Source organism: Stenotrophomonas sp., assembly GCF_059505245.1.
In genome coordinates, this window is the sequence record NZ_JCACKF010000030.1 from 1 (window position 1) to 13,312 (window position 13,312).

Sequence of the window (13,312 nt, forward strand, 5' to 3'; positions counted from 1 at the left end):
CGGAAAACAAGAAGGGGTCGGATCCGTTTTCCTGCGGAAAACGGATCCGACCCCAACCATCAGCACGCGGCTGTTGCTGTTGCTGTTGCTGTTGCTTTTGATCTTCTTTTTTCTTCCTGCGGTGGCGGCCGCAGAAAACTGTCAGAGGCCGGGTGGGTGGGCTGGGCGGGGGTGTCAGCCGCATGGATGCGGCTGCCAAGCCTACAAGGACGTACTTGCGGCGTCCCCCGAACAGCCTACCCACCCGGCCCAACAAGCTATTCCGCTTCTGAACCCACCGCAGAGGGGGCTCAGCCCGTTGGCCGGGAAACTCAGTACCCCGCGGCCTGCCCATCCTTGCGACTCTCCGAAGCTCCGTAATAAACCCCGCTCTCGGGGTCGCGCATGATCGCCTGGTACCCGCCATAAGGCCCATCGGCGAACACGATGCGATGCCCCTTGCGCATCAGCGCACGCACCGTCTCGTACGGGAAGCCGGTTTCCAGATTCACTTCACCACCGTCGGTCATCGCCGTGGCCTGCCCGGTCGGTTCGGTCGAGCCCTCGTGCTGGATGCGCGGTGCGTCACCGGCTTCCTGCAGGTTCATGCCGAAATCCACCAGGTTCATCACAATCTGCGCGTGGCCCTGCGGCTGCATCGCGCCGCCCATCACGCCGAAGCTGGCGTACGGCTTGCCGCCCTTGGTGATGAACGCCGGAATGATCGTCTGGAACGGCCGCTTGCCCGGTGCATAGCCGTTGGGATGGTTCTTCTGCAGCACGAACATCTCGCCACGATCCTGCAGGATGAAGCCCAGCCCCGGCGGCGCCATGCCGCTGCCCATGCCGCGGTAGTTGGACTGGATCAACGACACCATCATGCCGTCGGCGTCGGCCACGGTCATGTAGATCGTGTCGCCTTCTTCCAGCTGCTTCGGCGTGCCCGGCTGCACTTCCTTCAGCGCCTTGTCCATCGAGATCAGTGCGCGGCGCTGCGCGGCGTATTCCTTGGAGATCAGCTTCTGCACCGGCGCCGGCTGGAAGGCCATGTCGGCATAGAAGCGCGCACGGTCGGCGAAGGCCAGCTTCTTCGCTTCGACGAACAGGTGCACGTGCTCGGGTGAACCGAACGGGATCTTCGAGAAATCGTAGCCTTCCAGCACGTTGAGGATCTGCAGCGCGGCGATGCCCTGGCTGTTCGGCGGCAGCTCCCACACGTCGTAGCCACGGTAGTTGCTGCTGACCGGCTCGACCCATTCACCGTGGTGCTCGGCCATGTCCTGGTAGCTCAGGTAGCCACCATTGGCCTTGAAGTAGTCGCCGATGGTGTGGGCAATGGCGCCCTTGTAGAAGGCATCGCGTCCGCCGTCGGCAATCTGCTGCAGGGTGCTGGCCAGGTTCGGGTTCTTCCACATCTCGCCCTTGCGCGGGGCGTGGCCGTTGATCGTGAATTGCTCCTTGAAGCCCGGGTACTGCGACAGCTTGGGCACCGAGCGGTCCCAGTAGTAGGCGATCACCTCGGCGACGGGATGGCCCTCGCGCGCGTAGCGGATGGCCGGCGCCAGGTTGTCGGCCATCGGCTTGCGGCCGAAGCGGTCGTGCAGCGCGAACCAGCCGTCGACCGCGCCGGGCACGGAGACCGGCAGCGGGCCGGTAGCCGGGATGTCCTTCAGGCCACGTCGCTGGAACTCGGCCAGGGTCAGCGACTTCGGCGAGCGCCCCGAACCGTTGTAGCCGTAGAGCTTCTGCGTCTTCGGGTCCCAGACGATGGCGAACAGGTCGCCGCCGATGCCATTGCCGGTCGGCTCCATCAGGCCAAGCGCGGCGTTGGCGGCAATCGCCGCGTCCACCGCCGAGCCTCCCCCCTTCATCACGTCCAGCGCGATCTGGGTTGCCAGCGGCTGCGAGGTAGCGGCCATCGCATGCGGGGCGATCACCTCCGAACGGGTGGCAAAGGTGTGGCCGGTGATGCGGTCGGCGGCCGAAGACAGTGCGGGCACAGCGGCCAGTACAGCGGCGGCCAGCAGGGAACGGGCAAGGCGTCGGGACACGGTCGGGTTCCGATGGAAGGGTGGTCCCCCGATCTTCGCCGCTGCGGCCATCCTGGGGTATCGGGCAGAGGTCATGGACGTTGATCCTGGGGTGGGTGTGCAAGGTCCGCACCCAGCAAGGCGAGGATCCGCCGGATTCCGCGCAAAAACCGCCCTGAAAGGAGTGAATTCCGGTTCACCGAAACACTTTCAGCGGCAACCATGCTTGTGCCACAGGCGATTGCGCCGGATGCAACGGAAACCAACAAGAATTCCGTCGCGAGGGTTGACATCGCCAAAACGGCTGTGTTTCTCTCGATCACATGTTGCATCACAACACGCCACCGCGAACCCACAACGAAGCCGCCGACATCGGCGCCGCCTCGCTGCGTTCGATTCTTGTGCTCGTACTTATTACCCAACCAACAGGTGCGGGACGAGCCAGCGTGTAAGCAACGAATACACCGGAACTCTTCAAAAACCCGCACCCGCCCCGGTGCGGGTTTTTTCATTTCAGAACCTGGTTTCAGACGCAACCACCATGCACAACGCCCAACGCAACACCCGGACCCACACCGCCGCCACGCCTCGTGGTGGCTGTGCCTGCGCGGCGCATGGTGCCTCCTCCACCGCTTTCCCCTGACCGGCCGGTACGTCACCTCGACGACCGGCCGTTCTTTTTTTCTTCCCACCGCAAGGAACCTCCCCCATGAGCACCAACGACCTGCCCCAGACCAAGATCGCCGTCATCGGCTACGGCAGCCAGGGCCGCGCCCACGCACTGAACCTGCGCGAATCCGGCTTCGACGTGGTGGTAGGCCTGCGTCCGGGCGGCCCGACCGAAGTCAAGGCACAGGCCGACGGCTTCACCGTGAAAGCACCGGCCGACGCGGTGAAGGATGCGGACCTGGTCGCCGTGCTGACCCCGGACATGGTGCAGAAGAAGCTCTACGACGACGTGCTGGCGCCGAACATGAAGCAGGGTGCGGTGCTGCTGTTCGCGCACGGCCTGAACGTGCACTTCGACATGATCAGGCCGCGCGACGACCTGGACGTGGTGCTGGTTGCGCCCAAGGGCCCGGGCGCGCTGGTGCGCCGCGAGTACGAGATCGGCCGTGGCGTGCCCTGCATCTGGGCGGTCTACCAGGACAAGAGCGGCAAGGCGGCCGAGTACGCACTGGCCTATGCGGCCGGCCTCGGCGGTGCACGCGCCAACCTGATCCAGACCACCTTCAAGGAAGAGACCGAGACCGACCTGTTCGGCGAGCAGGCGGTGCTGTGCGGCGGTGCCTCGGCACTGGTGCAGGCCGGTTTCGAGACCCTGGTCGAAGCGGGCTACCAGCCGGAGATCGCCTACTACGAAGTGCTGCACGAACTGAAGCTGATCGTCGACCTGTTCTATGAAGGCGGCATCTCGCGCATGCTGGAATTCATCTCCGAAACCGCGCAGTACGGCGACTACGTCAGCGGCCCGCGGGTGATCGACGCCGGCACCAAGGCGCGCATGAAGGAAGTGCTGAAGGACATCCAGGACGGCACCTTCACCAAGAACTGGGTGGCCGAGTACGAAGCGGGCCTGCCGAACTACAACCGGTTCAAGCAGGCCGACCTGGAGCACCCGATCGAGAAGGTGGGCAAGGAACTGCGCGCCAAGATGGTCTGGTTGCAAGGACAGGCCGCGTAACCGCGCGGCCCTCCCCCACCCGCTTTGCAAGGTTCCCCCATGAACTCTTCCACACACCGCAGCGCGCCGCCCAACGGCGCGCGCTGGCTGACCCAGGCGCTGGAAGCCGAAGGCATCCGCACGCTGTTCGGCTATCCCGGCGGCACCATCATGCCGTTCTACGACGCGCTGGTGGATTCGTCGCTGAAGCACATCCTGGTGCGCCACGAGCAGGGTGCCGCACTGGCGGCGAATGGATTCGCCCGCGCCAGCGGCCAGGTCGGCGTCTGCGTGGCCACCTCCGGCCCGGGCGCCTCCAACCTGGTCACCGGCATTGCCGATGCGATGCTGGATTCGGTGCCGATGGTCTGCATCACCGGCCAGGTCGCCACGCCGCTGCTGGGTACTGACGCTTTCCAGGAACTGGATGTGTTCGGCCTGACCATGCCGATCGTCAAGCACAGCTGGCTGGTGCGCAGCGTCGACGACCTGCCGCGCGTGGTAGCGGATGCCTTCCGCGTCGCCCGCGAGGGCCGGCCCGGCCCGGTGCTGATCGACCTGCCCAAGGACGTGCAGCTGGCCGATGCCAGCCACCTGCCGGCGCACGTGCCGAGCAGCGTCGAGCCGCCACCTGCGCCGGCCGAAGCGGCCATCGCCGAAGCCATCGCCGCACTGGCAGCCGCCGAGAAGCCGGTGGTCTACGCCGGTGGCGGCATCGCGCTGGGCGATGCGGTGCAGGACCTGCGCGACTTCGTCGAAGCCAGCGCCATCCCCACCGTGATGACCCTGCGTGGCCTGGGCGCGCTGCCGGCCAGCCATCCGCAGTCATTGGGCATGCTGGGCATGCACGGTACCCGCGCGGCCAACATGGCGGTGCAGGAAAGCGACCTGCTGCTGGTGCTGGGTGCACGCTTCGACGACCGCGCCACCGGCAAGCTGGCCGAGTTCGCACCGTTCGCCCGCGTCGTCCATATCGATGCCGACGCCTACGAGATCTCCAAGCTGCGCAGCGCCGATGTCGCCGTGCCTGGCAACGTCGGCCATGCCATCCGTGCCCTGCGTGCGGCCTTCCCCTCCCCCAAGGCCCATCAGGACGCGTGGCGCAGGCGTTGCGCGCAGCACCGCGACCGCTTCTCGGCACGCTACGACGCACCGGGCCAGCACATCTACGCCCCGGCGCTGCTGAAGCGCCTGAGCGAGCTGGCCCCGGCCGATGCGGTGATCGCCTGCGATGTCGGCCAGCACCAGATGTGGGTGGCGCAGCACTGCCGCTTCAACCACCCGCGCAACCACCTGACCAGTGGCGCGCTGGGCACCATGGGCTTCGGCCTGCCGGCGGCGATGGGTGCGCAGTTCGCATGCCCGGAGCGCACCGTGGTGCTGGTGTCCGGCGACGGCAGCTTCATGATGAACGTGCAGGAGCTGGCGACCATCGCGCGTTGCCGCCTGCCGGTGAAGATCGTGCTGCTGGACAACAGTTCGCTGGGCATGGTGCGGCAGTGGCAGGAACTGTTCTTCGCCGAGCGCTACAGCGAGATCGACCTGTCCGACAACCCGGACTTCGTGGCGCTGGCACAGGTGTTCGGCATCGCCGCCACCCGCATCGACAACCGCGATGACGTGGAAGGCGGCCTGGCCGCGCTGCTGGCCGAACCGGGCCCGGCCCTGCTGCACGTGGCCATCGATGCACGTGCCAACGTGTGGCCACTGGTGCCGCCGAACACCGCCAACAGCACGATGCTGGAAAGCAACCCTGCCCATGCCCGCCAGGAGACCCCCAATGCAATACCGGCTTGACCTGGTGCTGCACCCGGCCGAAGGCGCGCTGCTGCGCGTGATCGGCATGGCCGAACGCCGCGGCTTCGCACCGCGCGCGATCAGCGGTGCGCCGGTGGCCGCCGACGATGGCCGCTGGCACCTGCAGCTGGTGGTGGATGGCCAGCGCCCGGCGGAAACGCTGTGCCGGCAGATCGAGAAGATCTACGACTGCGTGTCCGTGCAGGTCACTGCCGTGGAAGGAGCATCCGTATGAACACCCGTACCGTAGTGACCACGGTGCCGGTACGGAGGCGTCTTCTTCGCCGCCCGTGCCCGCATGCGGCGGTCGCCCGCACCGCGCTGGTGGCCCATGCCGGCCGCTGATGCCAGCCAGGAAAGCGATGTCGGCGACGTAAGCGTCGCCGACGTACTGGCGGCGCAGGCCCGGCTGCGCCGCTTCCTGCCGCCTACCCCGCTGCACCATGCCGAGCGCTTCGGCACCTGGCTGAAGCTGGAGAACCTGCAGCGCACCGGGTCCTACAAGGTACGCGGCGCGTTGAACGCGCTGCTGGCCGGCCGCGAGCGCGGCGATACCCGGCCGGTGATCTGCGCCTCGGCCGGCAACCATGCCCAGGGCGTGGCATGGGCGGCCTACCGCCTGGACGTGCCGGCCATCACCGTGATGCCGCATGGCGCACCGGCCACCAAGATCGCCGGCGTCGCCCACTGGGGCGCGACCGTTCGCCAGCACGGCACCAGCTACGACGAGGCCTACGCCTTCGCGGTCGAACTGGCACAGCGACACGGCTACCGCTTCCTGTCCGCGTTCGACGACGCCGATGTGATCGCGGGCCAGGGCACGGTCGGCATCGAGCTGGCCGCACACGCGCCGGACGTGGTGATCGTGCCGATCGGCGGCGGTGGACTGGCCTCCGGCGTTGCACTGGCGCTGAAATCGCAGGGCGTGCGCGTGATTGGCGCGCAGGTGGAAGGCGTCGATTCGATGGCACGTGCGATCCGCGGCGACGTGCGCGAGATCGCCCCGGTTGCCTCTCTGGCCGACGGCGTGCGGGTGAAGATTCCCGGCTTCCTGACCCGCCGCCTGTGCACCTCGCTGCTGGACGATGTGGTGATCGTGCGCGAGGCCGAACTGCGCGAAACGCTGGTCCGGCTTGCGCTGGAGGAACACATCATCGCCGAGGGCGCGGGCGCGTTGGCGCTGGCGGCCGGCCGCCGCGTCGCCGGCCGCCGCAAGTGTGCGGTGGTGTCCGGCGGCAACATCGATGCCGGTGTCCTGGCCGGCCTGCTCACCGACATCCGTCCGCGCCCGCCACGCAAACCGCGGCGACGGCGCAGCGAAACCCCGCGCTCGCCGACCAAGGCCAGCGCCCTCGCCTCCCCCGCCTCTTCCCCTTCCCCCCTGCAAGCCGTCGCACCCGCTGTCGAGGAGATTTCCCTGTGACCACCATCGAACGAATTACCACCCCGCGCATCCGCATCTTCGACACCACCCTGCGTGACGGCGAGCAGTCCCCCGGCTGCAGCATGAGCCCGCCGCAGAAGCTGGTGATGGCGCGTGCGCTGGACGAACTGGGCGTGGACATCATCGAGACCGGCTTCCCGGCCAGCTCGCAATCCGACCGCGAGGCGATGGCGCTGATCGGCCGCGAACTGCGCCGCCCGAGCCTGAGCCTGGCGGTGCTGTCGCGCTGCCTGCAGGCCGATATCGAGACCTCCGCACGTGCACTGGAAGCGGCAGCCAACCCGCGCCTGCACGTGTTCCTGTCGACCAGCCCGCTGCACCGCGAGCACAAGCTGCGGATGACCCGCGAGCAGGTGCTGGAGTCGGTACGCAAGCACGTCTCGTTGGCCCGTTCCTACATCGACGACGTCGAGTTCTCGGCCGAGGATGCCACCCGCACCGAGCTGGACTACCTGATCGAGGTTTCGCGCGTGGCGATTGCCGCCGGCGCCACCACCATCAACCTGCCCGACACCGTCGGCTTCACCACGCCGGAAGAAATCCGCGCGATGTTCCAGCAGGTCATCGCCGGCGTCGCCGACGTGCCGAACGCGGCCAACGTGATCTTCAGCGCGCACTGCCACAACGACCTGGGCCTGGCGGTGGCCAACTCGCTGGCCGCCATCGAAGGCGGTGCACGCCAGGTCGAGTGCACCATCAACGGCATCGGCGAGCGCGCCGGCAACTGTTCGCTGGAAGAGATCGCGATGGTGCTGAAGGTCCGCCAGGCCTTCTACGAACAGGACAGTTCGATCAACACCCCACGCATCGTCGGCACTTCGCAGCTGCTGCAGCGTCTGGTCGGCATGCCGGTACAGCGCAACAAGGCCATCGTCGGTGCCAACGCGTTCGCCCATGAATCGGGCATCCACCAGCACGGCATGCTGCGCCATCGCGGCACCTACGAAATCATGCGTCCGGAAGACGTGGGCTGGGAAGATTCGCAGATGGTGCTGGGCCGCCACAGTGGCCGCGCCGCCGTCGAAGCGCGCCTGCGTGCGTTGGGCTTCTGGCTGGACGAAGACGAACTGAAGCTGGTGTTCGAGCAGTTCAAGGGCCTGTGCGAACAGCAGCGCGTGGTCACCGATGCCGACCTGCAGACGTTGATGCAGGGCGGCTCCAGCGCGCAGGGCTACCGCCTGGCCTCGATGACCATCAGCGACGTCGGCAGCCGCGCCAACGCGCTGGTCGAACTGTCCGACCCGGATGGCAACCGCGTGGCCGAGACCGCGCAGGGCGACGGCCCGGTCGATGCGCTGTTCGGCGCGCTGTCGGCCGCCACCGGCGTGCAGCTGATGCTGGACAGCTATCACGTGCACAGCGTCGGCATCGGTGCCGATGCGCGTGGCGAAGCCAACCTGAGTGTGCGCCATGACGGCGTGGAGTACGACGGCACCGGCACCAGCAAGGACATCATCGAAGCCTCCGCGCTGGCCTGGCTGGATGTGGCCAACCGCCTGCTGCGCCAGCGTCAGGCCGCCGTCCACAGCAGCACCGACGTTCCCGCTTCCGCCACCGCCTGAGGATCCCACCATGAGCGCCTTCGACACCCCCACCCCGGCCAGCGCCGCTGGCCAGCAGTGGAACGCCCAGGACTATGCGATCGATGCCGGCTTCGTGCCGCTGCTCGGCGGTGCGGTATCGCGCCTGCTCGACCCGCGCGCCGGTGAGCGCATCCTCGACCTGGGCTGTGGCGATGGCGTACTCAGCACCGAACTGGCCCTGAGCGGTGCGCGCATCCACGGCGTGGATGCCTCGCCGGAACTGGTGATCGCCGCCCGTGCGCGCGGCGTCGACGCCCAGCTGATGGACGGCCACGCACTGTCGTTCGACAGCGAGTTCGATGCGGTGTTCAGCAATGCGGCACTGCATTGGATGACGACTCCGGACCGCGTGCTGGAAGGCGTGCGCCGCGCCCTGCGCCCCGGTGGCCGCTTCGTCGCCGAGTTCGGCGGCCACGGCAACGTGGCCACGATCGTCGCGGCCGTGCAGGCCGCGCGCGTGGCCCACGGGCATGGCGCCAGCACCTTCCGGTGGTACTTCCCGACGGCCGACGCCTACGCCGATCGCCTGCGCCAGCATGGCTTCCAGGTGCAACTGATCGAGTGCACGCCGCGCCCGACCGCACTGCCGACCGGCGTGGCCGGCTGGCTGCGGGTATTCGCCGCACCGCTGCTGGACGACCTGCCGGCCGAGGCCCGCGCCACCGTGCGCGAGGCGGCCACCGCACTGCTGGCCGAGCTGCCGCGTGACGCATCTGGCCAGCCGCTGGCCGACTACGTGCGCCTGCGTGTGCTCGCCCGCCGTCGCTGACTTGACCGTTCCGCTTTCCTTACTGATGTTCGCTATTTCGTACTTCTGCCAGGCATACGCATGACTTCCGCACCCCGCACCCTGTACGACAAACTGTGGGACGCCCACGTGGTGGTTCCCGAATCCGACAGCGCGCCCGCCGTGCTGTACATCGACCTGCACCTGATCCACGAGGTGACCTCGCCGCAGGCCTTCACCGAACTGCGCGAACGCGGCTTGTCGCCGCGCCGGCCGGACCGCACCAAGGCGACGATGGACCACTCCACGCCGACCCTGCCGGCCGCCGCGGACGGCACGCTGCCCTATGCCAGCGCCGCCTCCGAGGCACAGGTCGCCACGCTGGCGCGCAACTGCGCCGAGCACGGCATCGAGCTGTTCGACATGGCCTCGGACAACCGCGGCATCGTCCACGTGATCGCGCCCGAGCAGGGCTTCACCCAGCCGGGCATGACCATCGTCTGCGGCGACAGCCACACCTCCACCCACGGTGCCTTCGGTTCGCTGGCGTTCGGCATCGGCACCAGCGAGGTCGGCCACGTGCTGGCCACGCAATGCCTGCTGCAGCGCAAGGCGAAGACGCTGGCGATCACCGTCGATGGGCCGCTGGCGCCGGGTGTCGGCGCCAAGGACGTGGTTCTGCACATCATCGGCGTGATCGGCGTCAATGGCGGCACCGGCCACGTGATCGAGTTCCGCGGCAGCACCATCGAAGCGATGGACATGGAACAGCGCATGACCCTGTGCAACATGTCGATCGAAGCGGGTGCGCGTGCCGGTATGGTGGCGCCGGACCAGGTCACCTTCGACTTCGTCGCCAACACCCCGCGCGGCCCAAAGGGCGCCGATTTCGAGGCTGCGGTGGCGCGCTGGCAGCAGCTGCGCAGTGATGACGGCGCGCGCTTCGACAGCGAAGTGCACATCGACGCCGCCGATATCCGCCCGACCCTGACCTGGGGCACCCACCCGGGTACCGCCATCGCGGTGGATGCGCCGATTCCGGCCGCCAACGATGCCGCCGCACAGAAGGGCCTGGACTACATGCATTTCCAGGCCGGAAAGGCGCTGGCCGGAACGCCGGTGGACGTGGTGTTCGTCGGTTCCTGCACCAACGGCCGCCTGAGTGACATGCGTGAGGTGGCGCAGGTGCTGCGCGGTCGTCGCGTCGCCGACCGGGTGCGCATGCTGGTGGTGCCGGGCTCGGAGATCGTCAAGCGAGAGGCCGAGGCCGAAGGCATCCATGAGATCGTGCGCGCGGCCGGTGCCGAGTGGCGCGAGCCGGGCTGCTCGATGTGCATCGCCATGAATGGTGATCTGGTCGCGCCCGGGCAGCTGGCCGTGAGCACCAGCAACCGTAATTTCGAAGGCCGCCAGGGTCCCGGTTCGCGCACCCTGCTGGCCTCACCGATGAGCGCGGCGTGGGCCGCGGTGAACGGGCATGTCGCCGACACCCGCGAGCTGTTCGCACAGGAGGTGGCGTGATGGCCGGTTTCCGTACCTTGACCTCGGCCAGCGTGGTGCTGCGCCAGACCAACATCGACACCGACCAGATCATCCCGGCGCGGTTCCTGTCCACCACCGAACGCGCCGGCCTGGGCCGCAACGCCTTCAATGACTGGCGCTGGCAGGCCGACGGTTCACCGGTGGCCGACTTCGCCTTCAACCAGCCGCACAACGCCGGCCGCAGCATCCTGCTGGCGGGTCGCAACTTCGGCTGCGGCTCGTCGCGCGAACATGCACAGTGGGCGCTGACCGACCTGGGCCTGCGCGCCATCGTCAGCAGCGAGATCGCCGACATCTTCCGCGGCAACTCGCTGAAGAACGGCCTGCTGCCGATCGTGCTGGACGAGGCCGACGTGCAGGCGCTGATGCAGCGCCCGGATGATGAGCTGACCATCGACGTGGCCGCGCGCGAACTGCGCACGCCGGACGGCCGCGTCTATTCCTTCCCGCTGGACGGCTTCTCGCAGACCTGCCTGCTGGAAGGTGTCGACCAGTTGGGGTATCTGTTGGGCCGTGTCCCTGAAATCGAACGTTACGAGAGTGAGCATGCACGCTGAAATTGTTGTCCTGCCCGGTGATGGCATCGGCCCGGAGGTGGCCGCCGCGGCAGTCGCCGTCCTGAAGGCCGTCGCCGAACGCTTCAACCACAGCTTCACCTTCAGCGAGCACGACATCGGTGGCATCGCCATCGACCGCCACGGCGAACCGCTGCCGGCGTCGACCCTGGCCGCCTGCCAGGCCGCCAACGCGGTGCTGCTGGGCGCGGTCGGCGGCCCGAAGTGGTCCGATCCCAATGCCAAGGTGCGCCCGGAACAGGGCCTGCTGGCGATCCGCAAGGCGCTGGGCCTGTATGCCAACCTGCGCCCGGTGCGTACCCACGAAGCCGCACTGCACGCCTCGCCGATCAAGGCCGAGCTGCTGCAGGGCGTGGACTTCGTCGTGGTACGCGAACTGACCGGTGGCATCTACTTCGGCGACAAGACCCGCGATGCCGACAGTGCCAGCGACCTGTGCCGCTACACCGTGGCCGAGATCGAGCGCGTGCTGCGCAGTGCCTTCCGCCTGGCCCGGCAGCGGCGTGGCAGGGTCACCTCGGTGGACAAGGCCAACGTGTTGGAAACCTCGCGCCTGTGGCGCGACGTGGCCGCGCGCATCGGCCGCGAGGAATTCCCGGAGGTGGCGCTGGAGCACCAGCTGGTCGATTCGATGGCGATGCACCTGCTGGCCAAGCCGCGCGAGTACGACGTGATCGTCACCGAGAACATGTTCGGCGACATCCTCACCGACGAAGCCTCGATGCTGGCCGGCTCACTCGGCCTGCTGCCGTCGGCCTCGCTGGGTGAACCGGGTGCGGTCGGCATCTACGAACCGATCCACGGTTCGGCCCCGGACATCGCCGGCAAGGGCATCGCCAATCCCTACGCGACGATCTTCAGCGCGGCGATGCTGCTGCGCCATTCGCTGGGGCTGGAAGACGAAGCCGCAGCAGTGGAAGCGGCGGTGCACGCGGTGCTGGATGATGGGGTGTTCACTGCCGACCTGGCCGCCAAGGGCCAGGCCGTGAGTACCGCCGCCGCCACGGATGCGGTGCTGGCCAAACTCAACTGATCCGATGGCGCCACTCCATGCGTGGCGCCTCTGCCTTTGGTCATTGTGCGCAGCCACCCATGGGGTGGCTCTACTGTAGATCCACGCCATGCGTGGATCGTTCGAATGTCGCGCAGCAGATCCACGCCATGCGCGGCTGCATTATTTGGTGGTGTACCCACCATTGACCAGGATGGTCTGCCCGGTCATCCACCAGCCATCGGTGACCAGGAAGCGGATCCACGGCACGATGTCGGCGATGTCGGTCAGGCCGGTACGGGTGAACGCCGAGAGCGCGGCCGCGGTCTTGTGGTACGCCTGTGCATCGGCACTCTCGGCCGGGTAGAAGAACGGCGTGTCCATCGGGCCCGGCCCGATCGCAGTCACCGAGATGCCGCGCTCACCGAACTCCTTTGACGCCGCGCGGGTGAAATGCTCGACCGGCGCCTTGGTGCCGGCATAGCTGGAATAGAACGGCGTGAACGCACCCAGCAGTGAGGTGACCAGGGTGCAGATGCGACCGCCGTCGTTGACCTGGCGGCCGGCCTCCTTGAGGAAGAAGAATGCGGCCTTGGCGTTGACCGCACTCATCTCGTCGTACTCGGCTTCGCTGATCTCCAGCAGCGGCTTCTTCAATACCTTGCCGACCGTATTGATGGCGATGTCGGGACGGCCGGCTGCGGCCACGGCATCGGCGAACAAGCGCTCCATCGCTGCCGCCGAGGTCAGGTCGCCCTGCAGGGCCACCGCCTTGCTGCCGGCCGCCTGCACGGCGGCAACGGTTGCCTCTGCATCGGCCTGGGTAGCGGCACTGTTGTAGTGGATGACGATGGCTTTGGCGCCCTGTGCGGCGAAGTCGCGGGCGATCAGGCCGCCCAGGTTCTTGGCACCACCGGCGATCAGCACGGTCTTGCCCTTGAGGGAATGCTCGGTCATGGCTTCGGTCTCGGGAGGGGGCTG

At 67.7% G+C, this 13,312-nt stretch carries 11 protein-coding genes; 9 read left to right on the forward strand and 2 right to left on the reverse strand.

Annotated features, from left to right (window positions below):
- Positions 1-311: 311 nt before the first annotated feature.
- Positions 312-2,030 (reverse strand): gamma-glutamyltransferase, encoded by a 1,719-nt coding sequence (ggt, locus tag AC5JLE_RS11915; RefSeq protein ID WP_100450920.1) that lies wholly within the window; start codon positions 2,028-2,030, stop codon positions 312-314.
- A gap of 688 nt (positions 2,031-2,718) precedes the next feature.
- On the opposite strand from ggt, the gene ilvC reads away from it, so the two are divergent.
- The 9 genes from ilvC (at position 2,719) to leuB (ending at position 12,373) form a co-directional block, all read left to right on the forward strand.
- Positions 2,719-3,693, forward strand: coding sequence for a ketol-acid reductoisomerase (ilvC, locus tag AC5JLE_RS11920; protein WP_014648333.1), 975 nt, complete (start codon positions 2,719-2,721; stop codon positions 3,691-3,693).
- Between the two features lie 39 nt (positions 3,694-3,732).
- Positions 3,733-5,469 (forward strand): acetolactate synthase 2 catalytic subunit, encoded by a 1,737-nt coding sequence (gene ilvG, locus AC5JLE_RS11925; RefSeq protein ID WP_014648334.1) that lies wholly within the window; start codon positions 3,733-3,735, stop codon positions 5,467-5,469.
- Entirely contained in the window at positions 5,453-5,704 is a 252-nt protein-coding gene (locus AC5JLE_RS11930; protein WP_014038403.1) for an ACT domain-containing protein, read from the forward strand. Before ilvG ends, AC5JLE_RS11930 begins: the two co-directional genes overlap by 17 nt.
- 96 nt (positions 5,705-5,800) lie before the next feature.
- A complete protein-coding gene (locus tag AC5JLE_RS11935; RefSeq protein ID WP_049420878.1) occupies positions 5,801-6,892 on the forward strand; it encodes a threonine dehydratase in 1,092 nt (363 codons plus the stop codon).
- A complete protein-coding gene (locus AC5JLE_RS11940; RefSeq protein WP_046432422.1) occupies positions 6,889-8,475 on the forward strand; it encodes a 2-isopropylmalate synthase in 1,587 nt (528 codons plus the stop codon). The genes AC5JLE_RS11935 and AC5JLE_RS11940 overlap by 4 nt, the downstream gene beginning before the upstream one ends.
- 10 nt (positions 8,476-8,485) lie before the next feature.
- On the forward strand, positions 8,486-9,265 hold the full coding sequence (locus AC5JLE_RS11945) for a class I SAM-dependent methyltransferase (RefSeq protein WP_032958187.1): 780 nt from the start codon (positions 8,486-8,488) through the stop codon (positions 9,263-9,265).
- A 60-nt stretch (positions 9,266-9,325) separates the two neighbouring features.
- Entirely contained in the window at positions 9,326-10,744 is a 1,419-nt protein-coding gene (gene leuC / locus AC5JLE_RS11950; RefSeq protein WP_032958185.1) for a 3-isopropylmalate dehydratase large subunit, read from the forward strand.
- Positions 10,744-11,322 (forward strand): 3-isopropylmalate dehydratase small subunit, encoded by a 579-nt coding sequence (leuD, locus tag AC5JLE_RS11955; protein ID WP_496065326.1) that lies wholly within the window; start codon positions 10,744-10,746, stop codon positions 11,320-11,322. The genes leuC and leuD overlap by 1 nt, the downstream gene beginning before the upstream one ends.
- Positions 11,312-12,373, forward strand: a complete 1,062-nt coding sequence (gene leuB / locus AC5JLE_RS11960; RefSeq protein ID WP_496065327.1) for a 3-isopropylmalate dehydrogenase — start codon at positions 11,312-11,314, stop codon at positions 12,371-12,373. Before leuD ends, leuB begins: the two co-directional genes overlap by 11 nt.
- A 141-nt stretch (positions 12,374-12,514) precedes the next feature.
- Here leuB and AC5JLE_RS11965 read toward each other — a convergent pair whose 3' ends face one another.
- Entirely contained in the window at positions 12,515-13,288 is a 774-nt protein-coding gene (locus AC5JLE_RS11965; protein WP_100450580.1) for an SDR family oxidoreductase, read from the reverse strand.
- Positions 13,289-13,312: the final 24 nt, after the last annotated feature.

Coding starts and splice junctions, on each gene's coding strand:
- leuB (WP_496065327.1), top strand. CDS start 11,312: ATGCACGCTGAAATTGTTGTCCTGCCCGGTGATGGCATCGGCCCGGAG.
- AC5JLE_RS11930 (WP_014038403.1), top strand. CDS start 5,453: ATGCAATACCGGCTTGACCTGGTGCTGCACCCGGCCGAAGGCGCGCTG.
- ilvG (WP_014648334.1), top strand. CDS start 3,733: ATGAACTCTTCCACACACCGCAGCGCGCCGCCCAACGGCGCGCGCTGG.
- AC5JLE_RS11965 (WP_100450580.1), bottom strand. CDS start 13,288: ATGACCGAGCATTCCCTCAAGGGCAAGACCGTGCTGATCGCCGGTGGT.
- AC5JLE_RS11945 (WP_032958187.1), top strand. CDS start 8,486: ATGAGCGCCTTCGACACCCCCACCCCGGCCAGCGCCGCTGGCCAGCAG.
- leuC (WP_032958185.1), top strand. CDS start 9,326: ATGACTTCCGCACCCCGCACCCTGTACGACAAACTGTGGGACGCCCAC.
- leuD (WP_496065326.1), top strand. CDS start 10,744: ATGGCCGGTTTCCGTACCTTGACCTCGGCCAGCGTGGTGCTGCGCCAG.
- ilvC (WP_014648333.1), top strand. CDS start 2,719: ATGAGCACCAACGACCTGCCCCAGACCAAGATCGCCGTCATCGGCTAC.
- AC5JLE_RS11935 (WP_049420878.1), top strand. CDS start 5,801: ATGCCGGCCGCTGATGCCAGCCAGGAAAGCGATGTCGGCGACGTAAGC.